At 39.7% G+C, this 24,688-nt stretch carries 33 protein-coding genes; all 33 read right to left on the reverse strand.

The features are described from left to right. Positions 1 to 426: 426 nt before the first annotated feature. The gene (locus tag G634_RS0107730) at positions 427 to 1,050 is read right to left on the reverse strand and encodes a Fic/DOC family protein (protein WP_026504805.1); all 624 of its coding nucleotides are present in this window, start codon (positions 1,048 to 1,050) and stop codon (positions 427 to 429) included. Next, positions 1,043 to 1,219 carry a hypothetical protein gene (locus tag G634_RS0107735; protein WP_176757607.1) on the reverse strand — a complete coding sequence of 59 codons (177 nt, stop codon included), beginning with the start codon at positions 1,217 to 1,219 and terminating at the stop codon, positions 1,043 to 1,045. Before G634_RS0107735 ends, G634_RS0107730 begins: the two co-directional genes overlap by 8 nt. A 302-nt stretch (positions 1,220 to 1,521) precedes the next feature. After that, positions 1,522 to 2,268, reverse strand: a complete 747-nt coding sequence (locus G634_RS0107740) for an N-acetyltransferase (RefSeq protein ID WP_026504807.1) — start codon at positions 2,266 to 2,268, stop codon at positions 1,522 to 1,524. A 58-nt stretch (positions 2,269 to 2,326) separates the two neighbouring features. Next, entirely contained in the window at positions 2,327 to 3,130 is an 804-nt protein-coding gene (locus G634_RS0107745; protein ID WP_026504808.1) for a MerR family transcriptional regulator, read from the reverse strand. A 712-nt stretch (positions 3,131 to 3,842) separates the two neighbouring features. Beyond that, positions 3,843 to 4,391 (reverse strand): hypothetical protein, encoded by a 549-nt coding sequence (locus tag G634_RS21545; RefSeq protein ID WP_242826787.1) that lies wholly within the window; start codon positions 4,389 to 4,391, stop codon positions 3,843 to 3,845. 44 nt (positions 4,392 to 4,435) lie between these two features. Continuing rightward, positions 4,436 to 5,479: a recombinase family protein gene (locus tag G634_RS21550; RefSeq protein ID WP_242826788.1), complete on the reverse strand. Its 1,044-nt coding sequence runs from the start codon at positions 5,477 to 5,479 to the stop codon at positions 4,436 to 4,438. Positions 5,480 to 5,556: 77 nt separating this feature from the next. Continuing rightward, positions 5,557 to 5,715 carry a hypothetical protein gene (locus G634_RS21160; RefSeq protein ID WP_155830532.1) on the reverse strand — a complete coding sequence of 53 codons (159 nt, stop codon included), beginning with the start codon at positions 5,713 to 5,715 and terminating at the stop codon, positions 5,557 to 5,559. An 11-nt stretch (positions 5,716 to 5,726) separates the two neighbouring features. Continuing rightward, positions 5,727 to 6,173 carry a hypothetical protein gene (locus G634_RS0107765; protein WP_155830533.1) on the reverse strand — a complete coding sequence of 149 codons (447 nt, stop codon included), beginning with the start codon at positions 6,171 to 6,173 and terminating at the stop codon, positions 5,727 to 5,729. A gap of 322 nt (positions 6,174 to 6,495) precedes the next feature. Beyond that, positions 6,496 to 7,749, reverse strand: coding sequence for an ATP-binding protein (locus G634_RS0107770; protein WP_026504810.1), 1,254 nt, complete (start codon positions 7,747 to 7,749; stop codon positions 6,496 to 6,498). A 185-nt stretch (positions 7,750 to 7,934) separates the two neighbouring features. Then, on the reverse strand, positions 7,935 to 8,294 hold the full coding sequence (locus G634_RS18460; protein WP_051233764.1) for a helix-turn-helix domain-containing protein: 360 nt from the start codon (positions 8,292 to 8,294) through the stop codon (positions 7,935 to 7,937). A 331-nt stretch (positions 8,295 to 8,625) separates the two neighbouring features. Then, positions 8,626 to 8,874 (reverse strand): hypothetical protein, encoded by a 249-nt coding sequence (locus G634_RS0107780; RefSeq protein WP_155830534.1) that lies wholly within the window; start codon positions 8,872 to 8,874, stop codon positions 8,626 to 8,628. Between the two features lie 14 nt (positions 8,875 to 8,888). Continuing rightward, on the reverse strand, positions 8,889 to 9,752 hold the full coding sequence (locus tag G634_RS0107785; protein WP_026504812.1) for a DUF6017 domain-containing protein: 864 nt from the start codon (positions 9,750 to 9,752) through the stop codon (positions 8,889 to 8,891). An 11-nt stretch (positions 9,753 to 9,763) separates the two neighbouring features. Continuing rightward, positions 9,764 to 9,976: a hypothetical protein gene (locus G634_RS0107790; RefSeq protein WP_026504813.1), complete on the reverse strand. Its 213-nt coding sequence runs from the start codon at positions 9,974 to 9,976 to the stop codon at positions 9,764 to 9,766. A 76-nt stretch (positions 9,977 to 10,052) separates the two neighbouring features. After that, on the reverse strand, positions 10,053 to 11,108 hold the full coding sequence (locus G634_RS0107795; RefSeq protein WP_026504814.1) for a DUF5688 family protein: 1,056 nt from the start codon (positions 11,106 to 11,108) through the stop codon (positions 10,053 to 10,055). A 327-nt stretch (positions 11,109 to 11,435) separates the two neighbouring features. Continuing rightward, entirely contained in the window at positions 11,436 to 12,359 is a 924-nt protein-coding gene (locus G634_RS0107800) for a radical SAM mobile pair protein B (RefSeq protein ID WP_026504815.1), read from the reverse strand. Continuing rightward, entirely contained in the window at positions 12,335 to 13,033 is a 699-nt protein-coding gene (locus G634_RS0107805) for a radical SAM mobile pair protein A (RefSeq protein ID WP_026504816.1), read from the reverse strand. The genes G634_RS0107800 and G634_RS0107805 overlap by 25 nt, the downstream gene beginning before the upstream one ends. Continuing rightward, positions 13,030 to 13,467 (reverse strand): radical SAM mobile pair system MarR family transcriptional regulator, encoded by a 438-nt coding sequence (locus G634_RS0107810; RefSeq protein ID WP_013282512.1) that lies wholly within the window; start codon positions 13,465 to 13,467, stop codon positions 13,030 to 13,032. The genes G634_RS0107805 and G634_RS0107810 overlap by 4 nt, the downstream gene beginning before the upstream one ends. A gap of 117 nt (positions 13,468 to 13,584) precedes the next feature. Continuing rightward, positions 13,585 to 14,787 (reverse strand): MFS transporter, encoded by a 1,203-nt coding sequence (locus tag G634_RS0107815; RefSeq protein WP_026504817.1) that lies wholly within the window; start codon positions 14,785 to 14,787, stop codon positions 13,585 to 13,587. Between the two features lie 92 nt (positions 14,788 to 14,879). After that, entirely contained in the window at positions 14,880 to 15,434 is a 555-nt protein-coding gene (locus tag G634_RS0107820; protein WP_026504818.1) for a DUF5714 domain-containing protein, read from the reverse strand. 23 nt (positions 15,435 to 15,457) lie between these two features. Then, positions 15,458 to 15,934 carry a GNAT family N-acetyltransferase gene (locus tag G634_RS0107825; protein ID WP_242826789.1) on the reverse strand — a complete coding sequence of 159 codons (477 nt, stop codon included), beginning with the start codon at positions 15,932 to 15,934 and terminating at the stop codon, positions 15,458 to 15,460. After that, a complete protein-coding gene (locus tag G634_RS0107830; RefSeq protein ID WP_026504820.1) occupies positions 15,927 to 16,370 on the reverse strand; it encodes a MarR family winged helix-turn-helix transcriptional regulator in 444 nt (147 codons plus the stop codon). The genes G634_RS0107825 and G634_RS0107830 overlap by 8 nt, the downstream gene beginning before the upstream one ends. 154 nt (positions 16,371 to 16,524) lie before the next feature. Beyond that, positions 16,525 to 16,668, reverse strand: coding sequence for a TipAS antibiotic-recognition domain-containing protein (locus tag G634_RS20755; protein WP_155830536.1), 144 nt, complete (start codon positions 16,666 to 16,668; stop codon positions 16,525 to 16,527). 23 nt (positions 16,669 to 16,691) lie between these two features. Continuing rightward, positions 16,692 to 17,000, reverse strand: a complete 309-nt coding sequence (locus tag G634_RS0107835) for a hypothetical protein (protein WP_004602792.1) — start codon at positions 16,998 to 17,000, stop codon at positions 16,692 to 16,694. Beyond that, a complete protein-coding gene (locus G634_RS0107840) occupies positions 17,000 to 17,272 on the reverse strand; it encodes a helix-turn-helix domain-containing protein (RefSeq protein ID WP_242826790.1) in 273 nt (90 codons plus the stop codon). Before G634_RS0107840 ends, G634_RS0107835 begins: the two co-directional genes overlap by 1 nt. Before the next feature lie 143 nt (positions 17,273 to 17,415). Then, the gene (locus tag G634_RS18465) at positions 17,416 to 17,751 is read right to left on the reverse strand and encodes a helix-turn-helix transcriptional regulator (RefSeq protein WP_051233765.1); all 336 of its coding nucleotides are present in this window, start codon (positions 17,749 to 17,751) and stop codon (positions 17,416 to 17,418) included. Between the two features lie 191 nt (positions 17,752 to 17,942). Continuing rightward, complete coding sequence (locus tag G634_RS18470) at positions 17,943 to 19,769, reverse strand: recombinase family protein (RefSeq protein WP_081676546.1); 1,827 nt, start codon at positions 19,767 to 19,769, stop codon at positions 17,943 to 17,945. Positions 19,770 to 19,827: 58 nt separating this feature from the next. Continuing rightward, a complete protein-coding gene (locus G634_RS21165) occupies positions 19,828 to 20,004 on the reverse strand; it encodes a hypothetical protein (protein ID WP_155830535.1) in 177 nt (58 codons plus the stop codon). Next, complete coding sequence (locus G634_RS0107860; protein WP_026504822.1) at positions 20,001 to 20,576, reverse strand: hypothetical protein; 576 nt, start codon at positions 20,574 to 20,576, stop codon at positions 20,001 to 20,003. The genes G634_RS21165 and G634_RS0107860 overlap by 4 nt, the downstream gene beginning before the upstream one ends. A gap of 190 nt (positions 20,577 to 20,766) precedes the next feature. Continuing rightward, positions 20,767 to 21,135 carry a helix-turn-helix domain-containing protein gene (locus tag G634_RS0107865; RefSeq protein WP_035799325.1) on the reverse strand — a complete coding sequence of 123 codons (369 nt, stop codon included), beginning with the start codon at positions 21,133 to 21,135 and terminating at the stop codon, positions 20,767 to 20,769. Positions 21,136 to 21,514: 379 nt separating this feature from the next. Beyond that, positions 21,515 to 21,763 (reverse strand): hypothetical protein, encoded by a 249-nt coding sequence (locus G634_RS0107870; protein WP_026504824.1) that lies wholly within the window; start codon positions 21,761 to 21,763, stop codon positions 21,515 to 21,517. Positions 21,764 to 21,934: 171 nt separating this feature from the next. Further along, positions 21,935 to 22,537 carry a transcriptional repressor LexA gene (lexA, locus tag G634_RS0107875; protein ID WP_026504825.1) on the reverse strand — a complete coding sequence of 201 codons (603 nt, stop codon included), beginning with the start codon at positions 22,535 to 22,537 and terminating at the stop codon, positions 21,935 to 21,937. A gap of 409 nt (positions 22,538 to 22,946) precedes the next feature. Beyond that, positions 22,947 to 24,128 carry a sigma-70 family RNA polymerase sigma factor gene (locus G634_RS0107880; protein WP_026504826.1) on the reverse strand — a complete coding sequence of 394 codons (1,182 nt, stop codon included), beginning with the start codon at positions 24,126 to 24,128 and terminating at the stop codon, positions 22,947 to 22,949. Next, a complete protein-coding gene (locus tag G634_RS20260; RefSeq protein WP_026504827.1) occupies positions 24,128 to 24,685 on the reverse strand; it encodes a DUF4357 domain-containing protein in 558 nt (185 codons plus the stop codon). The genes G634_RS0107880 and G634_RS20260 overlap by 1 nt, the downstream gene beginning before the upstream one ends. Positions 24,686 to 24,688: the final 3 nt, after the last annotated feature.

A 24,688-nucleotide genomic window follows, 5' to 3' on the forward strand; every position in this document is an offset into this window, starting at 1 on the left:
CTCTCCAATCCCTCGATTTAACATGCTTCAAGCAAGCGACAATTCAATTCATACAATGCTGTTTTATTGGAATTCCATCACCACCACAAATTCGATTTGTTAATTTCACTACCTTTAATTATACAGAATCCTTAGTCGTCACGGAATACCAAATAGATATTCCTGATATTTAAGCAGTCCTGTTGCGATATTTTTATATTTTAAAATTTAGGATGCATTTTATAAAGTTTAACTAGAATTTGACCCAAATACCCCCTCCAACAAAAAGCCCACAATAACCAAAAAGGCCCAGCCCCAGCAAAAACCCAAGGGGCTGAGCCCAATTATTTCATTTTATGCAACGCAGTGTAGTAATCTCAGATTACTTGTTAGCGATAGCTGCCTGTAGTGGTGTGCTATCCTACGACACTTTTTGCAACGTTCACATTATTGCTCAGAAAGAGCATCATAAACAATTTTATATAAATACTCTTTTTTGCTAAAATCACTTCCATCAGAAAAGAATGCATTGTATGCAACAAGAGCAGTTCTAACATAGCCAGCATTTTCTTCAAAAAGCTTTCGATTAATCATTATTCCTTGTGCTTCAATAAATTGACAGCAAAAAGTTATTGTAGTTCGAGTATTTCCTTCTCTAAATGGATGAATTTTCCACAATGCCGCTAAAGAATCGCAGAATTGATTTGCTAATTCTTCATGATTAAATGCATCCCATTCTTTTTCTCTCATGTCTTTCAATACATGATGAATATCAGAAACAATATCAAACGGATCAGAATACTCTACAGATTGTCCACCTAAAACATCTTCCTCTTTATAAATCGAAATAGTTCGAGGCGAACCCGCCCAATCAAATATATCTTGAAAGATAACCTGATGCATCTTAAGAAAATGTTCCGTGTGATAATCTCCCGGCAATGGATTAATTGCTACATCTTTTAATCGATATACAACATAATCAGCCTCAGCTTCATCCAGCAATTCTTGAGATTTTATACCAAGAATATTTTTTAGTACAGGAACGTCCTCATAAAGATAAGGATCACGCATTTGTGGACTCCTTCATCTTATATTTCTTATCTAAAAAACGCTTTGCATCCTCCATTGTTACTTCACCACGTTTTTCTTTTTCTATATATTCTTTAAAATCTTTAGTTGGCTCTAGACCGTCTACTTTAATCATACCTATTGCATAATTCCATGCGTCAGCATTAGTCATAATATCCGCCTCCTTTTCTATTATATTTTAACATATATCGGCATATATTTCGATTTATATCCGCGCAGTCTTTTCAATTAGTGTAGAAATACATTTTTACAGGCGAAAACTATTAAACCCGACGCAAGTACAACGTAAATTTTTACGCCGCATTTTCAAAACTTTAAATATATTTATTTTTTTGAAAGTAAAAAATGGCAGTTATCTTTCGATAACTGCCATTTGTAATGTTCATTATTCAATTAAGAGCTCGACAAACTGCCGATTTGTCGGTCTACATTGTATTCCGGTTAATACGAATATCACTTTCCTGTAAGTTTTAAGAATTTCTTATCGTTCATTTGCTCGTTTGTAACATACTCCCCATCATGAAACAACGCATAATTCGTGATCGGTGTCGGTGCATTCTGTGCTTCTTCTTTGCTTTCAATATGTATTGCCTTGAATGCAATACCATTTTCTTTTGCCGTCTGCTCCAAAACCGGGACATATTTTGCATTGAACGGGCACTGATTCGTATAGTACAGAACATATCCCTGCTCTTCTATATGCGGAAGTTTTGCACATTCCTTAAACACCGGAGCTTTTGCATTTTTATCGAATGGCATATACCAAATCTTAATCCCATTATCCGCTTCATCGCTCACGACAAATCCTTTGTACTTCAGAAACTTCGGATCAGCCAGAAACGGTTTCTTCTTTGAAGCGCAAAGAATACAAAGCCCTTTTTTCCCCTTTTCCTTACTATCCTCGATGCAGGCAGTAAGTAGATCAGTAGAATATCCATGTCCTTTGAAAGCCCCGGACACCCAGAGACAGTCAATGTACATATATCCATCTGCCTCTATCGGAATCCATGCGTTTTCCGCCGGGATATATTCGATAAAGCACTTTCCGCGCTCTACGCTCTTTAGGAAAACAAGTCCTTCATCAAACCTCTCCGAAAGCCATGCCTTCTTAGAAGAAACCTGAACATCCTTATTATTTGATATCGCGCAGCAAATATGCTCCTCTTCGAGGTTATCTTTTGTTACATGAACATATTCCATGACCGCTCCTTTCAATAATATGCCAAGTAACGCTTAAGTTCCTTGGCGTAGATAGTATTTACTCAATAGGGAAACAAGCTTCCGTTACATACTCATCAGGATTCTGTGTCTGTGCAGGACTCACATGATAGATATTAAACATAGGTCCATTCATTTTATATCCATTAGCTTTGATCCATGATGCCACAGTTGCATATGCCTCACCCATCTGATCGTAGCTGCCTTTAATAATACAACTTGCAACTTTTACTTCAGGAAGATTTTTAAACTTCACATGTTCCGTATCGTTATAAGAACCACTCACGGTCATCCACGCAATGATCTCAACATTTTCTTCCTTGTACTCGGGATCAAGAAACTCAGCCGCCGCAAGACACGGGTCGGCCGGCACAAGATTCTTGCACTCACTCATCATCGTATTCCAGAGCATTCCTTCATCCTCATAGTGAGGAACCACCATCTGAACAGTTGCAGCATATCTCTCCGGTATTGTTTTTACAATTACATCAAAACTCATATTCTGCTCCTTCCTCAGCCTCTTTCTGGCTGTTTCCAGAAGCATCAGTTTGTACTCCGTTTCTTTGGAAAGCTTTGAAAGCTCCTTCTGCCTCTCTGACAGAAAGGCATCCATCTTTTCTTTATCATCATAGCTGTCAAGGATCTTGATAATATCCGCAAGGGCAAAGCCCATATCCTTGAGTGATGTGATCCTTCCGATGGTAAAAAGCTGTTCCTCGCGATAATAGCGGTACCCGGTGAAATCATCTATTTCTGCCGGTTTCAAAAGTCCGATATCATCATAGTGACGTAACATCCTGATGCTTACTCTGGATAGTTTTGAAAATTCGCCTATTTTAAGCATTTGCTTCTACCTCCATGGATGTTTTTCTCTTGAGCTCACTACAACGATAATCCCTCACATAATGTGAGAGTCAATATACTTTTTTAAAATTTCATAAAATGTAAAACTGAAATATAATTTGCCTCTAAAAATTCTGATTTGTTAATTTAAATTACATTATAAGCTTATCACATCTCACATTTTAAAAGAAAATATTTTAAAAAAATAAGGTTATAAGCTTATAGGTTAAATTCAGGCTTTTCTGGGAACCGAAATCTGCGGTGCTATCCATAGTACCGCTCTGCAGCCATAAGCTTTAGTTTCTTCCAACACTCTATTAATTACAGTGCTAGCACCTATTTTCGCTCCAGCACTGTAATTCAACATCACACTTTACAGTGCCGGCACCTTTTTTCGCTCCAGCGCTGTAATCCAGCATCATGCTTTACAGTGCCGGCTCCTATTTTCACTCCAGCACTGTAATCCAGCATCATACTTTACAGTGCCAATGCCATTTTTCACATCAACACTACTCAGCTTGCCATTCTTAGACCAAAAAAGGCAAAAACCTGCGCCAGCAGTGTCCTAATACATAAGCCACACAATAAAAAAGCCCAGCCCCCAAAAGGGACTGGGCAAATGTTCATATTATGCAACGCATTCAAATTATCGCTAATTACTTATTTGCGATAGCTGCCTGCGCTGAGACAGGCCTGTAACTTACATTTTTCACTTAAAGATTGCAGATGCTGTTTTTTTTCCAATCGGAAGCGTCTTGCTTATATACCTCATTACCGAATACCGGATTCAAATACCAGATAAATGCTCCGTGATCAAAAACAATCTGATCAACGAAATTATCAATCACAGTATCAGGTATCTTAGCCCTGGCATCAAAGGCAGTCATCTTGATAAACTCAGAAAGACTTTCAATACGTCTGTCCTTTGCGCCATTATCTTCCAATTCTAAAACCCGTTGTCTGCATTCATCATTTAATTTCTCTAAGTTTGAAATCTGATCTTCTAATTTCTTTTTCTTGCTTCGGAAGACTTCTCTGGAAATATCTCCTTCAGAACACATATCAACCAGATTGGCAAGCTGTTTGTTCAGCTTCTCAATCTGACGATTGTTTGCTTCAAGCCGTTCTTTATCGTTTCTCTCAGGAGCCTTTACTTCAGCAACATCCTGTGCCATAGCCATAGCTTCCTTATAGATTGCTTCTTTATTTCCAAGAAGCTTTTTGAAAACAAAATCGGCCTGAACCTCTAATTTCCATCCCATAAATGATGAGTTATCACAAATACCTTCGATATCAAGACCTTTTTTCAGTCTTCCTGCAGGAGTTCCTGTCCGTAACTGTCCATAGCACGATAGATATAACTAAGAGTTCCATCATTAGCCTTATGAGCAATTCTTCGGTTCATAGCATGACCACAGGTACAAACAAGCTTATTGCCCCACAGATGCTTACAAGGCGACTGCCCAATTGCTTTGCCGTTCTTGTCTGTCTTCACGGACTTGTGTTTTTCTCTTAACTCCTGTACTCTGTCAAAATCTTCCGGCGAAACCAGTTTCTCATGCGAACCTTCTACATATACCTTATCAACTGCCCCATGATTATTGATTTTCTTCTGAACCAGATAATCCGGAACGTATTGCTTACGGTATACGATTCTGCCGCAATAAAAAGGATTTCTAAGAACTCTGTTGATATTGCCAGACTGCCATCTGGTAAGGCCTGTGGCTGTTTTGCGCCCTTCCTGCTCTATGATGTCCTGAATCTTACGAACACCATTGCCAGCCAGGTAAAGTTCAAAGATTCTTTTCACAGTGTCGGCCTGTTCCTTATTCACAATAAGCTTATCACCAACTCTGTCATATCCAAGAATATTACCATTGCCATATAGGACTCCATTCTTAAAAGAAATCATCTGACCGGCTTTTACTCTCTGAGAAATCTTCTTACTTTCATTCTGGGCCAGTGTAGCCATAATAGAAAGTCTTAGCTCTCCATCCTCATCATTCATTGTCCAGATATTATCTTCTGTGAACCACACCTCCACACCATAAGTTTTGAGGGTTCTGGTCTGCTGCAGTGTATCCACTGTGTTTCTTGCAAACCTAGATACCTCTCTGGTAACAATTAGATCAAACTTCTTTTCTTTTGCATCCTTGAGCATTCGCATAAAAGACTCACGCTTATGAATAGATGTACCGATAATACCTTCATCAATATATCTATCTACCAACGTCCAGTCCGCATGCCTGCTCAAAATATCATCATAGTACTGCACCTGATTTTCCAATGCAGATATCTGCGCCTCATGCTCTGTAGAAACACGGGCGTAGACGGCAACTTTTCTCGCCATATCGCACCTCACATTCCTCAATCAAGCTGTACTAGATGAGATCTAGGCACAGCTTAATTATATAATTATTATCTTGCTTACTCAACGGGTATATTGCGTTTTTTCGCGATATACCGCAATTCTTCGTCTGTTATCTTTCCTTCTTTATTAAGCTGCTTCATAATGTCAAAAGCAACATACTTAATAGCCATTTCCTCAGCTTCCGGAGGAAATGTAATCTCTTTTAATTCCTTCATGACCATCCCTCCTAAAGCTTCTCGATGAAATAATTTTCCATGTAGGAAATCAATTCACAATGAATACGGCTTGCCTTTCTCCTGACTACAGGAACCGTTACACCAGCTTCTTCAGCCAAAGTGTAGTAGTCCTTCTCCTGCTTAAGAAGCGGAATAATAATCTCTTGCTCCTTCACGCTAAGTGCATGCAGGTGTCTTCTGAAAGAAGCGTATTCATCAGCCATCATCACAATGACATACTCTCTTCGCTTGAATTCCTGTACCAGCGCCGAATCTGATAAAGCATCCTCTGCTGAATTCAGTCCATTGATAGCTCCCTCAAGCATTACATCAAGAACCGCCTCATCCGCTGTAGGATTACTATAGTTACCCAAATTCTGAATACGGACTCCAAGCTCATCTTTGTGATTGCTACGCTTTCTCTCCTTCTCAGCCTTGATCTCGTAGATCAATCTCATCTTGCAATCCTCGATGATTCCCTGGAAGGAAGAGTAATTGGAATAGATCAGCTCGGCCCTCTCCCTCGCTGACTTGTCACCGTAGTTTTCATAAAAATTAACCTTAGTGGCCATATACACCTCCTATATTCAGTTGTGTTTATGTCACTAAGCTGCGCGCTGCTTCGTAACTTCTTTACATGTTTAATTCTAATTGGAATGCGCCTATGAATCGTTAGCGCTAATGTGGACATAAAGTACACATAATGTGAACTCTTACAAAGAAAAACGCCAGCATCAGGATTAATCTAATCCTGAGCTGACGCTAAGTTATAATATTCAGTTAGATTTCCATGCTATCTGGATTTAGAAGAAAATCATAAACACTCATTACCAATATGCCTTCATCATTATAAAGCGGTGCCACAGCATCCTTTGTAATAATAATTTTTTTAAATCCATCACCTATATTCACTAATGAACGCTGTTCCTGTTCCATTTTTTCCTTATCAGGCAGCGCATAGGCTGATTGAATATAAAATCTCTTTGAACCTTTGTTGCAGACAAAATCCACTTCTAACTGTTTTCGAATCTTCTTACCATTTTTATCAACTTCATTCATCACAACAACACCAACGTCCACATTATATCCACGAACTTTTAATTCATTAAATATAACGTTTTCCATTGCATGAGTCTCCTCAACCTGTCTAAAATTAAGTCTCGCATTTCTAAGTCCCAGATCGGTAAAATAATACTTCGATGGAGTATTAATGTATTTTTTCCCCTTGATATCATATCGAATTGCACTATTAATAAGAAATGAATCTTTAAGGTAATCTATATATTTGATTATTGTATCTTTGCTTATAGTCTTGTTTTTAACACTTTTAAATGTCGCAGATAACTTGCTTGGATTCGTAAGCGATCCAATTGCTGAAGATAAAATATTCAGAAGTTCTTCTAACTCTGCCTTATTTCGTATATTATTCCTTCCAGTAATATCAGAAATGTAGGTTTCCTCAAATAGAGATTTTAAAAAATCAGATTTTTGATCAGCCGTTTCAAAGCCTAGCACAAGCGGTATTCCACCGAACAGAACATAATCCCTCCAGCCTTCCTGTTTGTCACCGTCATATACACTCATAAATTCACTATATGTTAACGGATACATATGAACTTCATCCCCACGTCCACGAAATTCAGTAATAATATCTTTTGACAGAAACTTGGCATTACTTCCCGTTACATATACATCCACATTTTTCTTTCTTCCGAGACTATTAAGAACTGATTCAAAATCATCGAGCATCTGAACTTCATCTAATAAAACATAATACATTTCTTTATCAGCGATTTTTTCCATTAGATATGGAAATAAAACTTCAGGATCTCGATACTTTCTATTTTCAAAAGAGTCAAATGCAATCTCAATAATATGGTTTTCATTAACTCCCTCATTTACCAGATACTCTTTAAAAAGATTAAATAAAAGGTATGATTTTCCACATCTTCGCATACCTGTTACAACCTTAATTAGTCCGTTATGCTTTTTTGAAATAAGCTTATTCAAATATATATCTCTGCGTATTTCCATATCGTTCCACCTCATTGCTTATTGAACAAAAATGCGGAATCCGCATTTTTGTTCAATAGAATTATACATCATAGGAATAGCTTATTCAATACTCTAATCGACATTTTTGCGGATTCCGCATTTTTGTTCGATACAGATTAAATTGTGCCGACAGTGTTTGCACAATCTCTAGAAACTCTTGTACCTTAGCCCTCAAGAATCTGAATCTGTCTCAGCATCTCAAGTGCAGACTTCTTTGCCTTATCCGTCTTCAGATTGTTTAGAATCTCTATTGCTTCATTCACAATAGGATCAAGATTATCCGGCATATCACCGTTCAATATATAATCAGCAGATACATGAAACAGGCGACTCAGCTGCATAAGCATCTCAGCTGAAACACCTCTGCTGTTGTTCTCATAATTGGAAATGGCAGACTTTCCCTCAAGATGAAGCTTTTCAGCAAGCTCCTCCTGGGTATAACCTGCATCTGTTCTAAGTTTTTTAATTCTTCCACCAACTGTTGTTACATCAATTGCTCCATTGTTTCTGTTTACCTTTTTCATAATCTGCACCCTTTCCGGTGCCTTCCAAAACAGAAGCGAACCGGAAAAAGAGCGCAAAAATAAAAAGAGCACTGCAAAACAACTACTAAATCTCTTGGTATGTAAAACATACTTCAAGTTAGCTTCTGTTTTGCAGGCCCTTTTTAATCTAAATAGATGTCTTATGCTCCCTGACTGCATCTATCCGTAGTAAATACGACTCTCTTCACAAACTCTTGGCAACCAGGCGTCACTCATTTGTAAGTCTTTTAACGCATCATAAGTGCGACCAATTCAGCGAACTCCCTGATAACCTCATCCATATTTAATTGTTATGATATAACTGCCACAGCTATTTAACGATTTCGTTAATCTTGGCGGCATATCTGGTTAATCGAGCATGTCTCTTCTTAGCAAGTTCCTCCTCAGATCTAGTATCATCAAATACGGATACCTTGCCTTTCTTCACGCACACAACAAGGCGGGCACCGCATTCCGGGCAAACCATATACGAAGTTGTACTAGCTGACTCCATAAGAAATGCCCCACATCTGTGGCAACAAACCACACATTCCCCAGTTTTTTCCTCCGCAAAACTCACCAACATCACGCCTCCTAGATTTTTCCTGTCGCCATGTCATGCTGGACCAGCGACTGATAATAGTTGTTAATCGTAATTGGCGCATTATAAAGTGCTGCCACTATGTATTTCTTTACATTGCGAACCTTTGTAGTCTTGTCCTTCATACTGTCCATTACAAACTGGATATGGCTGCTATCCAGCTTCATAAATCTGCTTTTCACTACGTTAATAGGCTTTTTATCCCCAGATATAGTGATAAACTCCTGATTGCTGCACAGCACATCCAGGATTATGTCAAAAATCTCATCAATCTCTTCTACTCCATAGGGATAGCGCTCTTTGAGTATCTCTATATCCAGTGACTGGTATAAATATTGTCTGTATAGCTCCCTCTCATCTTCTCTGCTCTTAGATAAGATAAGATTAGTATTACTACACTCAGTATTATTTAACTCAATATTATTAGGTGGTGATTCTCGACATTCCGGGCTGGTGATTTTCACTACACCGGCATGGTGATTTTCACCACTCCGGACTGGTGATTCCTGAAGCAGGATAAAGTTCTTCACATAGATCCTGTCAGGTTTACAAAGTCCCTGTTTAACTCTTTCAATAAGTCCGTAACTCTCAAGCTCCTTTAAAAGCTTTAAAGCCTTCTGACTCGCACAATGCAAATCCTCCTGGATACTGACAAGGGTGTAATAGACATACACTCTGCCCTCGTCATCAATCCAATGATTCTTTTTGGAAAGGGATACCCGATTCAGAAATAGTCCATACAGAACCTTGGCATCCGTAGAAAGCTTTGCAAACTTTTCATCCTTAAAGAGAACCTGAGGAATCCTATAGAAGGCAAACTGCTCAGACTCTTCCTCATGAAAATAGCCAAAGTCCATACTACACCTCCTTAGGCATTACCTGTAGCAACACTGTTACTTCTGCTGTCAGCAACAAGCTTCTGATAGCAGGGAAAGCAAAACGTTCTGCCATCACCATAAGGACAAGGATGACTGCAATTGCAAGGTGTTACTGGACCAAGCTTAGGTGCAACACTGTGTGGCACCCTTGAAATGCCATTTTTGTCAAAGTTCTTCTGAACTCTCATATATTTCTTACTCATCTTAGATATCTCCTTTCACCACTGAAAAAGGCCTCCCTAAAACTAGGGAAGCCTCTCTCTTACTTATTGATGGAGCTTATAAAGAAGTCTCATGCTTCTTGGTTGCAGCCTTTGTTGCTGCATCCTTAGCCGGATCTTTCTTTGCAATCTCCTGTTTCTTTTCTTTTAGATCTCCAAGGACAGAATCTTTATCAACAGCCTCATGTTCAGCCTCACGCTGACGTTCCTCATACTTATCAGCCAACTCAAAAATATGATTCTGACTGTCGTAATGATAAACATGATCGGTAAGCTGATCTGCAGGTTCAACCTGAGTAGCATTGACCTCTTTGACCATGTTTTCCAGCTCTTTGGCTGTCATCTGGCCATTGTCCTTTACAAGCAAGACCTCATGAATACTGCTTGGGAGAACAAAGAAATCGCCGCCCATCTTTTCAGCTGCATCCTCCATAAAATTCGGATATGCGATAACACCAGCTCCATGGATCTTATCCGGAACTGTAGCAACAAACATCTGCTCATCTTCCGGTGCAACCTCAGGAATCATGCCAGGTGCAAGCTCACTCATTACTTCAGACATACCTCTGATCTCAGATGGTCTGATCTCTGGTGCATTCTCCATGGCATCAGCGCGAAGCTGCTCTTTGGTAATGCCATACTGATCAAGCAACTGATTGGTAACAAGGATTGTTCCATTGCCGGAATCTGTCTGATCAAGCACAAAGCGATAAACAACAGCCATATCCTCCATTCTTTCATGAGGTACGCTCTCAAGAAGTTCCGCATTCTTCTCTGCAGAAACCACTTCCATAGAAAGCTTGCTCTTCATCTGCTCATAATCAGAGAGCGACTCCAGATCCACCTGAGGCGATTCACGGAATCCTTTCTCCACTGCATCAGCAAAATGTTCTGCAATCTCAGGGATTGGTGTACCATTCTCATAAGCAGCAAACGCCTTTTCAACGCTGATGTTCACTCCAATAGAACTGTCCACAGGTCTTACTGTGATAGCATCATAGCTTTCATTCATCTTATCTACTCTGCGAGCAGTAAGTTCAACATCAGCTCCTCTAACAGCAAGTTCAGCCTTTAACGCATCCTGGAAACCTTCTTTGAAACGTTCATAATCCATATTCAATTTTCTCCTTTTCTTTGACAGTTTTAATAGAAACACCGGCGCGCGCTTTCCGGTTTCGGATAACAAAAAAAGCGCCACACACGACCGTGAGGGTTTGGTCATGTGGACGCTTGGATCTGCTTCCTATTCTTCTGCAAAAGAAAAACAAGTGAGTGGCTTTTGTTTACCTCTCACTTGTCTATGATAATAATAGCACCGTTAAAACTATAAGAAAAGTGCTAATGTCGGTCGAGACGAGACAAAACGAGTCAAAACGAGACAATGTCGGTCAAGAACTCAACAACAGGAATTTGTGCGATTAACTTCCGGTTTATTCTTCCATCAAGGATTATGTATTACATTTCTCTTTCCACTATTGGCAGTTCCTCTTACTTCTTCGTGGTAAAAGTAATCTACGATTGTTGGATGTCCTTTCTCTACTCTCTCATACGGAGTTTCATTATCAACAAACCTGCAATCATACTTTTTAGCCAGCTCTTCTGCTTTCTTTTCCAGCGCTTCAAAATAGCTGCGGTTCTTTTTGTTATAGATTTCGTCATACAGTGGCACCAGATCCGGATGTTTATCGGAAATGTATTTCATGATATCTGCCTTAAAACCTCCGCGAAGATTCAGATTCTCAAGCCATACAAGGTCACACTGATCTTTTGTCCTGTCTATGATTGCTTCTATATCCGTAATCCCCGGGAACACGGGTGAAATGAAGCAAATTGTACGAATTCCTGCCTCATATACCTCTTTCATTGCAGCAAGCCTTCTTTCTATGCTTACTGCCGCATCCATATCATCTTTAAACTCTTCATCAAGAGTATTGATTGACCATGATACTGTAAGTCTGCTATTTTCATTGATCTCTTTTAGCAGATCCAGATCTCTTAGTACAAGGTCTGACTTTGTGCAGATAAGTATGTCCGCACCACTGTCCTTTAGTTCTTCCAGAAGTCTTCTTGTATTTTTATATGTTTCCTCTAGCGGATTATAACCATCCGTAACTGTTCCAATGATCACCTTCTGGCCGGCATACTTCTTTGGATTCTTTATTTCAGGCCAGTCTTTCACATCCATGAAGGTTCCCCATTCCTCCGTATGCCCTGTAAAGCGTTTCATAAAAGATGCGTAGCAGTATTTACAGGCATGGGGACACCCCACATAGGGATTCACCGAATATCCTCCAATAGGAGTATTCGATTTTGTCATTACACTTTTGGTTTCTATATGATTTACTTTGATTTCTGGTTGTTCCATATCCTCTGTTCCTCCAACACTTTGTTAAAAGCATCCGGCATTTCCTGTATCATTTCTTCTCCCATAATCGGAACAAGATCTTCTTTCCAGAATACAGGAATGTTCAGTTCATGAGCCTGTTCTGTCAATGAATAAACCCACCCGGGATCTGTTTTAACAGTCCTGCTTTTTGCACCTGTCATGGTTCCCACCACAATCCAGTCAATGCCTGTAAGATCAACCTTACCCGGATTATCGAACAAAGGCTCAAAGGTAACATGATATTTTTTTGCCTTCACGTTGCTCCGCAGTGCATCAATACGCCATAACTCAGACTTTCTAGTAACTGTAACGCCAAACCATGCATTATCAAGATCTGTTTCAAAAGACAGAAGATCCGGTCGTTTGGTAAGAAAAAGAAACTGGTGCTGAGGATTCTCTGCTATCTTTTTAAAGACTTCCTCTCTCCATTCCTCATGCCAGCCCGAGAGATCGCTCATACCGGTCAGCAGAAAATTCTGCGGCTTTTTCTTTTCCATCATACGAAGCTTTCCTTGAAAAAACTGTGGCTTTTCAAAATCATCTATGATGTGATAACGCCTCGTATTGTTTCTGGCATAGCAGTACGGACATCCAACAGTACACCCTATAACAAGATTCATGTTCTGAATCTGATCTTTAATACAAATACTCATTTGTCACTCCATTCCTCAAGGTTTACCCTGATGCGGTTAAGATACTCTTCAAACTGAAGAATCTCTTTATCCGTAAAATCACGATAATAGATATTCCCCATCTCATTGGATACGGAGTCATAAGCTTCTTTAAGTTCTTTGGCTTTATCTGTGAGGAACAGAAGAGTTTTTCTCTTATCAGCTTCATCAGTTTTGCGGCTTATCAGTCCGTTTTTTTCCATCCGCTCAAGCATGGTCGTAAGTGAAGTAATTGCAAGTCCGCTTTTCTCGGAAATAATTTTAATAGGAACGCCATCTTCCTGCCATAAGACATACAGAATCCTTCCCTGAGCTCCGTTAAATGCATCAATGTTTTTTTCTGCCAGTATCCTTTCAAATATACGATCACCCAGCTGTTTTATTTTTGTAACAAGAAATCCACCATTTGTCTTCATAATTTAATACTCCTATATCGTAGTTTTATACTACGATATAGGAGTATTTTTTGTCAAGCACACATATCATAACTTCCAATTTTATGTTCTATCATTCATCTCGAAAAACTTGAATTGTTAGCACTCTGTCTTATTGCACCGGAGGCATAAAGCATAAAATGCAATCGCCAGAAACTGTGATACCACAGACACAGTGACAAGATACACAGGATTCAAATCATACAGGGCACCGAGAAGCCAACTGCCCAGAAACCACGCAATACCAAATCCTGTCTCAAATATTCCGAAACCGGTGCTTCGCATGGAACGCGGGACGATTCCGCTGACAGCTGCTTTCATAATACTTTCCTGCGCCCCCATTCCAATCCCCCACAGAATTATCCCAGCTCCGATCAACCAGGCATTTCCAGTCATAAAAACAAAACATGAGAAGAATGTGCTGCATAGTGTGGAAATAATCAGAGCCTTCAGCCCGACCTTATCATAAAGCCAGCCAAAGAATAGTGCAGCAAAGGCATCCACAGCCATTGCCCCAGCATATAGCAGACTGAGCATGGATTCATTAAATGCTCCGGTATTAGCCGAATGAAGTGTGATCAGGGTGAAGTCTGCAAAGCCAAAAGCAAAAAAGCAGATGGCCGCCATGAACAGAACAAATGACTTCCTGAATTCAAAGCTTGCCGGTTTATCTTCCTGCTTTTCAAAGATCTCCGGATCAGGGTATCTTATCTTTGCTGCCAAAACAAGAGCTATGGTGATCATTGCAGGAACAAGCAGTATCGCAAAAGAGATCCTATACGTTGTAAAAAGGTCGTCTGTACCTTTTACAAGAGCTGTTACAAAAAGCAGTACAGGTCCGAGAAACGCGCCAAGCTGATCCAGAAACTCCTGATAGGCAAAGCCTTTTCCGGTTCCGATCTCGCTTGCCGCAAAGCTTACCAATGTGTTTTTGGCAGGCTTTTTTATCGCTTTTCCGATACGCTCCAGGATCACAAGACCGCAGGCCCAAATCCAGCCATGTTCAGGTACGAGTGCCAGTGCAGGAATCGCCAGAGCCTGTATTACATAGCCTGTGATAACAAATGTCCAGTATTTCTTCGTTTTATCTGCTATAAATCCGGATATGAGCCTTAGTGAATACCCGCACAATTCTCCTATACCGGACACAAATCCGATGGTTGCAGCGGATGCCCCTGCGAGGTTCAGATATTCGCCCAATATGCTTCTTGCGCCTTCATGAGTCATGTCCGAAAACAGACTTACGATTCCCATCAGGGTTATAAATGTTATGGCGCCAGACAAAGCCTTTTTTTTATCCATGTTCTACTCCACTAATCCCGATTTGCTTATTTCATTATCCTGAAATTCAAAGTTCCATAATTTCTAAATCATCCGAAACCAAAAGCTTTCCATTATCCAAAGAACGGGCATCTTTCTTTGATGCACTGCTGATTCTGAGGTGAGAACTCACAGTGTTGCTTCTCATATTCAATCTGTACGCCGTAGTGCTGTCTTACGTACTCTATTCCGTGTTTGAACGCAATCATAGCATCTCTTTTACAACATCTTGGGCCATTTATCCGGCCAAGTTCTCCTATGGCGCTTGATGTAAATGCCATGTGATCTCCCCAGGTGCCATCTTCAGAAAGAGGCCCTGTACCATCAATAATAGAAAGAGCTGCACCTATAGAAGTTATCGCTCCGCATATTCCCCAGAGTCCACACATTGCTCCCGGCATCCGGAGTCCTTCATTAAGAAGTTTCTTTAAAGCGGAGTCTATATCTATTTTGCCACCAGCATTATAATAAGACATCAAGAGACATGCCCCGTCTAATATATGATGTTCTGGCCCATGTATGCTTATGTAATCTTTTTTTGCCATTATCTTAAACATCTTGATAGGATTTACGCCTTTTTCATTACGTATATCTTCAATAATCCTGTTTGCTTTTTCTTCAATAGTCATAAGTAGCTTCTCCTATAAACTAATTATGAAGCTCTGTACTCCATAAGAGTTGTGTTCTGCCATTTTCCAAATCGATCTTTAGCTATTCTTTCCCTATAGCCAATTTCCCTGAAACCACATTTTTTGTGTAAGGCTATACTTGCTTTATTAATTGAAAATATTGCAGAATATATGCTCCAATATCCACATTGCTCAGCCTCTCGGATAATCGTATTTACCAAAGCTGTTCCTATCCCATGACCTCTATAGTTTCTATCAACATATACACTCATTTCAACGCAGCCTTTATATGCGCACCTACTTGAAGAGGGACTTAACGCTATCCAGCCTACAACCTTTCCTTCTTCCTCAAAAACAAACCTGCAATTCTTTATGTGGCCTTCATTCCACTCAGTAAAACTAGGACACTCTGTATTAAAAGTTGATGTTCCCTCTTCTAATCCCTGCTTGTAAATCTCTGCTACTGTCCCCCAGTCTTCATCTCTCATTTCTCTAATCACAGCATTCCACCTCCGATTTTTTTATCGCATCATTATAGATATTTAATGCCTCTAAAACCTGACTCTGTTTTTCCTTTGGAATCATAGAAAAAACTCTCTCAAACTTCAAATTCATATCTTTTTCTATTGTATTGAATCTTGCCATTCCTTCATCAGTCAGATTAAGCACTACGCACCTGCGATCCCTTGTTGAAGGTTCTCGCAAAACATATCCTTTTTGAACAAGCTCTTCTACAGATCTGCTTACAGCACTTTTATCCATCTTAAGAAGTTCAGCAAGTTCCTTTACACATATTCCAGGTTGTCTGCCTATCTCTACAACCAGAAAGCATTGAGATGTATTGACGTTACATTGACAGCAATCAGAACTGTTTAGCTTATCAAGATTACGTTCTAATTCTCTGGTACTTTCTCGAAATAGTTTTACCTTATCCATCGAATGCCCTCCTATAGATTTAAATGATAAAATCATTAGTTGTATTTGTCAACTATTTTATGATATAAAAAAGCCACATAGCCGATACAAACAACCATGTGGCAATTCCGTGGGCATATTCATTAATCCATAACTTTCCAGAATACAGGAATGTTCAGTGCATAACCGCATCATCCGTAGTAGATCTGTATCGCACAGTGAGAAATTCAGCAGTTCCTTCCCCGCCCATCTTATCAATATTTTCGGTGAATTCTCCGCCACTGGCATACATCTTACCAAGTCCGGAAAGAATTTCAATAGAACACTTAACACACTATAGCTTTATATTCTTGCTAATAATTCCTTTAAGCAACCAATCCCTTCTGCTCCCCATAGAGTTAATGCCTGAGGAACCACTGCAACAAGGATACCTACAATAAGTCCTTGCCATCCAAGAGAAGCAGATCCATTAATAAATGAACAAATACCACCAATCACAAAGAAAACACCCAGCAACCAGCATACAAGATTTGCCAGGCCACCGATAAAACCAATTGCAAGCATCAGCAATGTAAGAACTGCTTGTACAGGTAATAATGCTATTCTAAGGATAACTCTTAAAACTGTTCCAATACCATACAATACTGTCATTATAGGTTCCCCCTTTCCTTCTCCATCTGAACCTTATAAGCAATCAAACGAAGTACATATTCCGGCATTGCCCTACGGCCAAGTTCCCATTCCTGCATAGTTCTATATGGAATACCAAGCCAGGCAGAAAAATCCTTTCTATTCATTCCAGACTGTGCTCTAATCATCTTAAACGCATATGCCATCTTCCGGCGTACAGCATCAGCGTCTGTTTTATCAGTTTTTTCCACTTCAATATCTATACCTTCAATGCTATATATTTCCTTATCCATGGCACTACCTCCTACACCAATGTAGTCAATGCGTGTATTCTTATCTTCATTATATGTAGTCATTGCGTATATGTCAATATATAAGAAATACCCGCAAAGCAGGTGTAATCTGCAATGCGGGCATCCTGAGTCTTATTTAGTTTTTAAAGCAATCCTTCAACCTTACGCTTTATTACCCAATAAACATCTTCAATATCACGATCAGATAATTTCTCAAGTAATTTAAAGAAAGAACTGTACTTAGCTGCAAGCCTCTGCTCTTCTCCGGCTTCTGTAAACTCCAGGAACAATAATTCCCTTACATCAACTTCATAGATACGAGAGAACTGTGCAAGCTCATCAGCAGATATACTTCTCTTCCCAGCTTCCATTTCGCTCATGGTCGTCTTCTTCAAGTTCATGAGCTTTGCAGCTTCATCCTGAGTAAAACCTGCCCTAACACGCGCTTCTTTAAGCTTTTTAGCTGTAAATTCCGACATTTTTGAACCTCCTTCTAAGTTCGGATATTCCGAACTTTTTCCAAAATGGTTAATTTTCACTGTTCGGATTTCCCGAACTTCTGACAAAATTTTTGTCGAATGCAATCAACAATTTCTTGTGTCTAGCTCTCATTACAGCTTGGTTGAAATTATTCTTAAGTAAAAAAAGATAGGGTGTCTTTGCAGACACCCTATACTAGGAATAGCTTTATTTCAAGCTTTTCTGGGTAATGGAAAGTATTTTCCGGATGATAAATCCTCATACTTTGTCTCATGAAATCTTTGGAGATTTCAAAAGTTCCCAAAAAACAGCTTGCATCTTTTACTGACGTGACTCGGCGATAGCTGCCTGTGTTGAGACAAACAACAGTTGCTTTTTTTTTAACATCACGATACGCTTTCATTTCAGGCGAATCCTCGATGTTTAGGCCATTTTCTTCCTTTTTTAAGGAATCAAAGTTTACGTACCATGTATACTGTCCTCGATAATAAATGATCTTCTCAACAAAGACATCTACTATAGAATCCGGAACTTTTGAATTTTCGTTCACTGCACGCATTTTCAAAAGTTCCTCGATCTTAGTTCGCTTAATGGTATTAATGTCCTGAACATCCTGGTTTACCATTTGTTTTTTTAATTCGATATTCTGTTTCTCCAGTTTTCTGATCTGATCTTCTAACTTATCCTTCTTCTCATGATAAATATCTCTGGTGACATCTCCCTCCATATACAGATCTACAAGAGCCGACATTTTCTTATTAAGCTTTTCAAGCTCCTTTTCATTTCTGTCCAACTTTGTAACCGTAAATGGTTCCGGCTTCTCCTTCTTCTCCAGATTCCCGAGCATTTCCAACGCCTTAGCACAGATTGCTTTCTTATCTTTGACCATATCCTTAAAGATGAACTCCTTCTGCACATCCAGCTTCCATTCTGCAAAAGAATTATTATCACATATTCCTTCAATAGATAATCCCTTTTTCAGTCTGGTTCTTGGCGTACCGGTATGAATCTGCTTGTTACATTGATAGGAGACATTGTGTGTTCCATTCTTATTAATATGGTTTAGACAACGATGCATCTTGTGTCCACAATGACACATCACTTTACGTCCCCAAACACATGCTGAATTTCTCGACCCTACAGGCTTTCCCTTGCTCGTAGTAGTTACTCTGGTTTTTCTGAGTTCCTGGGCTTTTTCAAAATCTTCTACAGAAATAATCGCCTCATGTGTACCTTGGGTATATACCCGGTCAATATCACCATGATTATTGATCTTCTTCTGTGTCAGATAATCCGGGACATACTGCTTCCGGTATTCGATTCTGCCACAATAAAATGAATTGTGAAGAATACGATTGATATTAGAAGCATGCCACCTTGTAAGACCAGTTGATGATACCCGGCCTTCAGCTTCCAGCTGATCCTGAATCTTCCGGACTCCATATCCACTCAAATAAAGTTCAAAAATCCTCTTAACCGTTGCAGCCTGATCCGGATTCACAACCAGTTGTCCATCCACTCTGTCATATCCTAAGATATTCCCGTTTCCATAAGGAACGCCATTCATAAAGGATATCATCTGACCAGCCTTAACACGTTGGGAAATTTTCTTACTTTCATTCTGTGCAAGAGTTGCCATAATAGATAGTCTTAATTCACCATCTTCATCATTCATTGTCCAGATATTGTCTTCTGTGAACCACACCTCCACTCCGTAAGACTTAAGGACTCTGGTCTGTTGTAATGTATCAACTGTATTTCGCGCAAACCTAGAGACCTCTCTTGTTATGATCAGATCAAATCTTCCGTTCTTTGCATCCTTCAGCATTCTCAAAAATGAACTACGCTTTTGAATCGAAGTACCCGTGATACCCTCATCAATATAGCGATCCACAAGAGTCAGCTCCGGATGTCTCTGTAATAATTCGTCGTAGTATTGCACCTGGTTTTCAAGCGCTGAGATCTGTGCTTCATGTTCTGTCGATACACGTGCATATATTGCTGCTCGCCTTTTCATCTCATGCACCCCACTTTCCAGGGGCAATTCGACTCTTATAATACAATTTCATTATATATCACCTCTCTGAAATCACAACCGGGATACCATATTTGTCTGCAAGATCATGTAATTCTTCATTGGTTAGATATCCCTCTTTTCCTAAATCCTGTAACCACCCAAATGCAGCAACCGTTATCACAAACTCTTTTTCTTTATCTGTCAGCTTTATCTGAGGAACCTCTGTAACTTTCATGGCTCCTCCTTCCCGAATACCGATACAAGATTGTGAGCCAGTTCCTCAATCATATCTTTACGTATCCTGTAAACACGTGTTCTCATTGATGCAATCGTTATTCCCTGCTCATCTGAAAGCTGTATATAATCCTTTTCCCTGTTCAAAAACGGAATCATGATTTCCCTGTCTGAAGGTTCCAGCTTTTGCAACTGCATGTTGAACCGATGATAATCTTTTTTCATAAGATAAAGTGTTCTGTATCGGTAGAGCAGTTCCTCACAATCCAGTAGATCACCCAGCTCATCTTCTGAAAGAGTTTCATCTGAAATCAGTTTGTCCAGCATAATAAAACTGCTTGCCTGAGATTCCGTCGGATCCGAATACATCCCTGAGCCCTGCACTCTTACTCCAAGCTCCCCATGACCGGATCGTTTTATATACCGCTGCTCCGACTGAATGTCATTGATCAGATCCTCTTTAAAACACTCGATGATCACTTCAAACGTGGCATAATTCATATAGATCAAGTTTGCTCTCTCTATAGGTGAACACTTACCATAGCTTGTAGTTACCTTTGCTTTCGTATGCATTTCCTGCCTCCTTTTCAAATTTGCAGTCATGTCACGAAAGCGGCGCCGCTTATGTAACTTCCTTACAGATATAATGTTAATGCTTTGTCTATGCGGAGTCGTCTGCGATGCGTCCACTTACGGTGTGCGTTCTGGCGACTGACAGATAAAAAAAAGCGCCTGGCACAAAGACCAGACGCCACATATATATTCATCTATCATTATCCGCTAAAAGTTTTACAAGCTTAACATGCTCCAATGCAACCTTTCTGTCAGCATCACTTTTCATTTCTCTCATTATTGCAACGACAGCAGATATGTAGGGATCTTCCTCTGCCGGTGATTCTCCATTCATAATATATTCCGGTGTAGAATGCAGAATTCTGGCAAGATCCACAAGGATATCTCCACTGATTCCCCTTCTGTTGGACTCATATCCATAGATCACACTCTTGCCTTCCATGTGAAGAGCAAAGCCAAGTTCCTCCTGACTCATTCCTAAATCTGTCCTGAGTTTTTTAATTCTTCCCCCGACTGTCGTTACATCGATAACTCCATTGTTTCTGTTTCCCTTCTTCATCTTCCGCACCCTTTCCGGTGCCTTCCAAAACAGAAGCAAACCGATTAGGGATGCTGAATGAGCAATAATTCGTAGACGATTACAATCGTCTTACTCATAAAAATGCAAAAGAAAAAGAGCTCCGCAAAACAAATGCTATTAAACCTACTGATATGCATGAACATATCCTTCGGTAAGCTTCTGTTTTGCAGGCCCTTTTAATCTGAACAGGCGTCCTATGCTCTCGTGGCTGCACCTGTCCGTGGTAAATACGACTCTCTTCGCAAACTCTTGGCTATCAGACGTCACTCATTTGTAAATCCTTTAACGCCTTTCGATTACAGCGACCAATTCAGCAATCTCCCTGATAACCTCATTCCTATTCAGTTTTAAAAGCTATTTACTTTATCAGTTTTTTAAATTTGGCGGCATATCCGGTTAAACGCGCATGTCTTTTCTCCGCAAGTTCTTCTTCCGATCTGGTATCATCAAACACGGATACCCTGCCATTCTTTACACAAACTACAACTCTGTTGCCACATTCCGGGCAGACCATATATGAAGTTGTAATTGCTGACTCCATAAGAAATCCACCACATCTGTTGCAACAGACCACGCACTCCCCAGTTTTTTCTCCCATCAAACTCATCAACATCACGCCTCCTTATCGCACAAGCTTGACATCTCTCATTCGGAAAAGGGAAAGAAACCGATATGATGAGTAAAATTCTAGACAATGACTTTTCGCATGTGTAGTCAACACTGCCATCATCAACTGCAATGACTATTCGCTGATCTTCATACCTGCTTAGCACACATATTAGATCAGATTCTTAATAACCTTAACAGCAACCCCCTGAATCTCACATTCCGGAACAATGATATCCTTCATGGTCTTATTCTCAGGATGAAGCCTGATACGATTATTCTCTTTATCCACATAGAAACGCTTTAGCGTGTTCTCATTTCCCACCAGAGCCACAACAATCTCCCCATTTCTGGCTTCCGACTGTTTTCTGATAAGTACCAAATCCCCCGGAGCAATTCCAGCCTCAATCATAGAATTTCCATTTGCTCTTAATAAGAAAAAAGTTCCATTGCCAAACATCGATACCGGCAATGACACATATTCTTCTGCGCACTCTTCCTCAAGCGAAGGTACACCGCAGGAAACATTTCCCAGTAATGCCACGCTGGTAAATTCTGTCTGAACTTTCTCGGTCTGCTCTGTAGAAATCTGCTGGCCATCATACCTGATCATGCCATTCTCATTCATAGCAACCAGGTACTTATATGCAGTCCCTCGTGCAATACCGACCGCATCTGCAATCTCTGTTGTAGATGGTGAGTGGCGGTAATTCCTGTAGTATCCCTCTACAAATGCCTTAATATTGCTCATGAGCTCCGTAGATTTGTGTCTCATACGCCACTCCTTTCTAATAGAAGCGTATTGCTTTACTCCCGACCTCCAATATAGCACTTTCAACAAATAGTTACAATACTACCACTAAATAGTTATTAATGTTCGACAATTCAACAAATTTAAACGTTTTCCCTTCTTTTGATTATATTTTAATAAAGTCCCTATCCAAATGTTTGGACAGGGACTTACGATTGTTTACAATTTTTGTTTGTTTCTTATGTTATCTTATCATTTCGATGAAAAAACGATCCATAATTTACAGAATTGCCTCTTACATGTCAGAAATATGTTTCCATAAATAAACCCTTTCAAATTAAATTTACATTTTTTCGATAACGAACATTTTGAAAATACAATTGTAGTAATATTTAGCCAAATATAATACTAGAATTTTTATATTATAGTAAAGCTACAGAAAATCCTTCAATTTGCGTATCCTTGCTGGGTTCGAAAGCTTTCTTAAAGCTTTTGATTCTATCTGACGTATCCTCTCGCGAGTAACGCCAAACATCTGTCCTACCTCTTCTAGCGTTTTTTCAACACCATCTTCAAAACCGTATCTTGCTTTAAGAACCTCCTGCTCACGATTTTTTAATTCTCCCATTAGCCTTTCAAGAATTTCTCTCAATGCACGACGTTCAATCACCTCACAAGCATCATTTTTCCAATAGAATACATCCGCATTGATATTTCGAAAGATATCCTGTTGTGCTTCGATTTCTGCTATGTTCTCAAAAGCATCGTCCTGTATTTCATTTTCATCGATGTTTTTGAGAAGCACTTCATAGATGTAATCAAGTGATTCAATTGGCATTGACTGCCTAATTATATCCTCAGCTTGAGCAGTATCGCAACCAAGCCGTTCTTGAATCACTCTTCTCACTTCAGGATTAGTCCATATATCTGAATCCAAGTAACTCTCTTCTTTCAGGATCGGATACATTGTAAAATAACCTTCCTTTTTATGGACAGGATAATATACTGTTGGTCTTTGAGTTGCCTGCGAACGTTCTATATTTTGCATAATCCACAATGACGCATATGACCCAAAAGCGCCACTCGAATCAGGATCATATCTGTCAACTGCTGTTATCAACCCGATGCATGCCTCCTGCAATGTGTCAGCAATTTCACAATCGTATGCTTCGGCTCTCTGCAAAGCAATACGCACCGCAAATCTTAAATGCATCTGTATCACTCGGTCGCGAGCGTATAAATTCCCCTCATGAACCTGATATTTCAGCTGATCCATCTCACGCGCCTGAGGTGGAACGACAGCCCGAACAGCGTTGATAAAATCCTCTAAATCCGGATCAAGCTCAATAACTCTATTGAATACAGCCTCATAGTCTCTTTGCGCATAATCATCGTAATCATCCTCGGCTGAACCGGCTGTATTAGTAACCGGTGCCTCATCATATACAAGGATTCCACGGGTAGCAATGGAGCTTGAAAGATAGTCTACATCTCGGATAGATAGAGCCCATTTATCAGCCTCATCATAAATATCATCAAATACCAAGAATCCCTTTTCAGATGATAGCTGTATTAAATTTGCAAGAGCACTTTCAATACCATTCTTACTCTCCATTAGTTCTCTTCCCATTTTTCGGCAAGGAGTTGTTTCAAGGTATATCCACTAGAATCTACCCATACAATATTTCCATTTACCGAATTTCCTATCAATACTTTTGCAGCGGTCGAAGGGCTCCCAAACTGGACATCTTCAGTCAAAATCCCATTTTTCATTTTGCCAGATTGCATTAGATCACGGCGCTTGTTACCTATTGAAATTGTGCAAGAGGAAGTGACAACCTCATTGTACTCTGAACCCTTATACACAATAAAACCTTTAGGCAAGACCATTCTTCCAGTAGCTTTTAATGTCTTGTATTTCAAAAACAAAAGCGTTCCAGAAGGATTCCCGTGTATCTTAGCCTTTTTTAAGCCAGGTCCTTTTTTAATTGTATCCGGCACATCATCAAAGATTTCCACTCCAGATGTTAACAGGCGGTTTGTCAGCCAATCCACTTCATTAAGCGATAAGCCATCAGACCCTTTCTCTAAATCATCAAAGAGCAAATAACCTTTTTTCTGTGATAGAGCCTTTAATTCTATAAAGACCCTGTCTATATCGTTATTACTCATTAA

The sequence above is a fragment of the Butyrivibrio sp. NC3005 genome (genome assembly GCF_000424545.1).
Classification (GTDB): domain Bacteria; phylum Bacillota; class Clostridia; order Lachnospirales; family Lachnospiraceae; genus Butyrivibrio.

Excerpts from the sequence above, each read along its gene's own strand:
- G634_RS0107730 (WP_026504805.1), bottom strand. The coding sequence starts at position 1,050 with ATGCGTGATCCTTATCTTTATGAGGACGTTCCTGTACTAAAAAATATT.
- G634_RS0107745 (WP_026504808.1), bottom strand. The coding sequence starts at position 3,130 with ATGCTTAAAATAGGCGAATTTTCAAAACTATCCAGAGTAAGCATCAGG.
- G634_RS0107770 (WP_026504810.1), bottom strand. The coding sequence starts at position 7,749 with ATGGAAATACGCAGAGATATATATTTGAATAAGCTTATTTCAAAAAAG.
- G634_RS18460 (WP_051233764.1), bottom strand. The coding sequence starts at position 8,294 with ATGAAAAAGGTAAACAGAAACAATGGAGCAATTGATGTAACAACAGTT.
- G634_RS0107765 (WP_155830533.1), bottom strand. The coding sequence starts at position 6,173 with ATGAGATTGATCTACGAGATCAAGGCTGAGAAGGAGAGAAAGCGTAGC.
- G634_RS0107840 (WP_242826790.1), bottom strand. The coding sequence starts at position 17,272 with ATGGATAAGGAAATATATAGCATTGAAGGTATAGATATTGAAGTGGAA.
- G634_RS0107880 (WP_026504826.1), bottom strand. The coding sequence starts at position 24,128 with ATGGAGAGTAAGAATGGTATTGAAAGTGCTCTTGCAAATTTAATACAG.
- G634_RS0107800 (WP_026504815.1), bottom strand. The coding sequence starts at position 12,359 with ATGGAACAACCAGAAATCAAAGTAAATCATATAGAAACCAAAAGTGTA.
- G634_RS0107805 (WP_026504816.1), bottom strand. The coding sequence starts at position 13,033 with ATGAGTATTTGTATTAAAGATCAGATTCAGAACATGAATCTTGTTATA.
- G634_RS0107785 (WP_026504812.1), bottom strand. The coding sequence starts at position 9,752 with ATGGACTTTGGCTATTTTCATGAGGAAGAGTCTGAGCAGTTTGCCTTC.
- G634_RS0107835 (WP_004602792.1), bottom strand. The coding sequence starts at position 17,000 with ATGACAGTATTGTATGGTATTGGAACAGTTTTAAGAGTTATCCTTAGA.
- G634_RS20260 (WP_026504827.1), bottom strand. The coding sequence starts at position 24,685 with ATGAGTAATAACGATATAGACAGGGTCTTTATAGAATTAAAGGCTCTA.
- G634_RS0107735 (WP_176757607.1), bottom strand. The coding sequence starts at position 1,219 with ATGACTAATGCTGACGCATGGAATTATGCAATAGGTATGATTAAAGTA.
- lexA (WP_026504825.1), bottom strand. The coding sequence starts at position 22,537 with ATGAGACACAAATCTACGGAGCTCATGAGCAATATTAAGGCATTTGTA.
- G634_RS0107740 (WP_026504807.1), bottom strand. The coding sequence starts at position 2,268 with ATGGAATATGTTCATGTAACAAAAGATAACCTCGAAGAGGAGCATATT.
- G634_RS21545 (WP_242826787.1), bottom strand. The coding sequence starts at position 4,391 with ATGGGATGGAAATTAGAGGTTCAGGCCGATTTTGTTTTCAAAAAGCTT.
- G634_RS0107815 (WP_026504817.1), bottom strand. The coding sequence starts at position 14,787 with ATGGATAAAAAAAAGGCTTTGTCTGGCGCCATAACATTTATAACCCTG.
- G634_RS0107790 (WP_026504813.1), bottom strand. The coding sequence starts at position 9,976 with ATGAGTAAGAAATATATGAGAGTTCAGAAGAACTTTGACAAAAATGGC.
- G634_RS0107830 (WP_026504820.1), bottom strand. The coding sequence starts at position 16,370 with ATGGATAAGGTAAAACTATTTCGAGAAAGTACCAGAGAATTAGAACGT.
- G634_RS0107820 (WP_026504818.1), bottom strand. The coding sequence starts at position 15,434 with ATGACTATTGAAGAAAAAGCAAACAGGATTATTGAAGATATACGTAAT.
- G634_RS21160 (WP_155830532.1), bottom strand. The coding sequence starts at position 5,715 with ATGAAGGAATTAAAAGAGATTACATTTCCTCCGGAAGCTGAGGAAATG.
- G634_RS18465 (WP_051233765.1), bottom strand. The coding sequence starts at position 17,751 with ATGTCGGAATTTACAGCTAAAAAGCTTAAAGAAGCGCGTGTTAGGGCA.
- G634_RS0107810 (WP_013282512.1), bottom strand. The coding sequence starts at position 13,467 with ATGAAGACAAATGGTGGATTTCTTGTTACAAAAATAAAACAGCTGGGT.
- G634_RS0107870 (WP_026504824.1), bottom strand. The coding sequence starts at position 21,763 with ATGAGTTTGATGGGAGAAAAAACTGGGGAGTGCGTGGTCTGTTGCAAC.
- G634_RS18470 (WP_081676546.1), bottom strand. The coding sequence starts at position 19,769 with ATGAAAAGGCGAGCAGCAATATATGCACGTGTATCGACAGAACATGAA.
- G634_RS21550 (WP_242826788.1), bottom strand. The coding sequence starts at position 5,479 with ATGGCGAGAAAAGTTGCCGTCTACGCCCGTGTTTCTACAGAGCATGAG.
- G634_RS0107860 (WP_026504822.1), bottom strand. The coding sequence starts at position 20,576 with ATGCATACGAAAGCAAAGGTAACTACAAGCTATGGTAAGTGTTCACCT.
- G634_RS21165 (WP_155830535.1), bottom strand. The coding sequence starts at position 20,004 with ATGAAAGTTACAGAGGTTCCTCAGATAAAGCTGACAGATAAAGAAAAA.
- G634_RS0107795 (WP_026504814.1), bottom strand. The coding sequence starts at position 11,108 with ATGGATTATGAACGTTTCAAAGAAGGTTTCCAGGATGCGTTAAAGGCT.
- G634_RS0107865 (WP_035799325.1), bottom strand. The coding sequence starts at position 21,135 with ATGAAGAAGGGAAACAGAAACAATGGAGTTATCGATGTAACGACAGTC.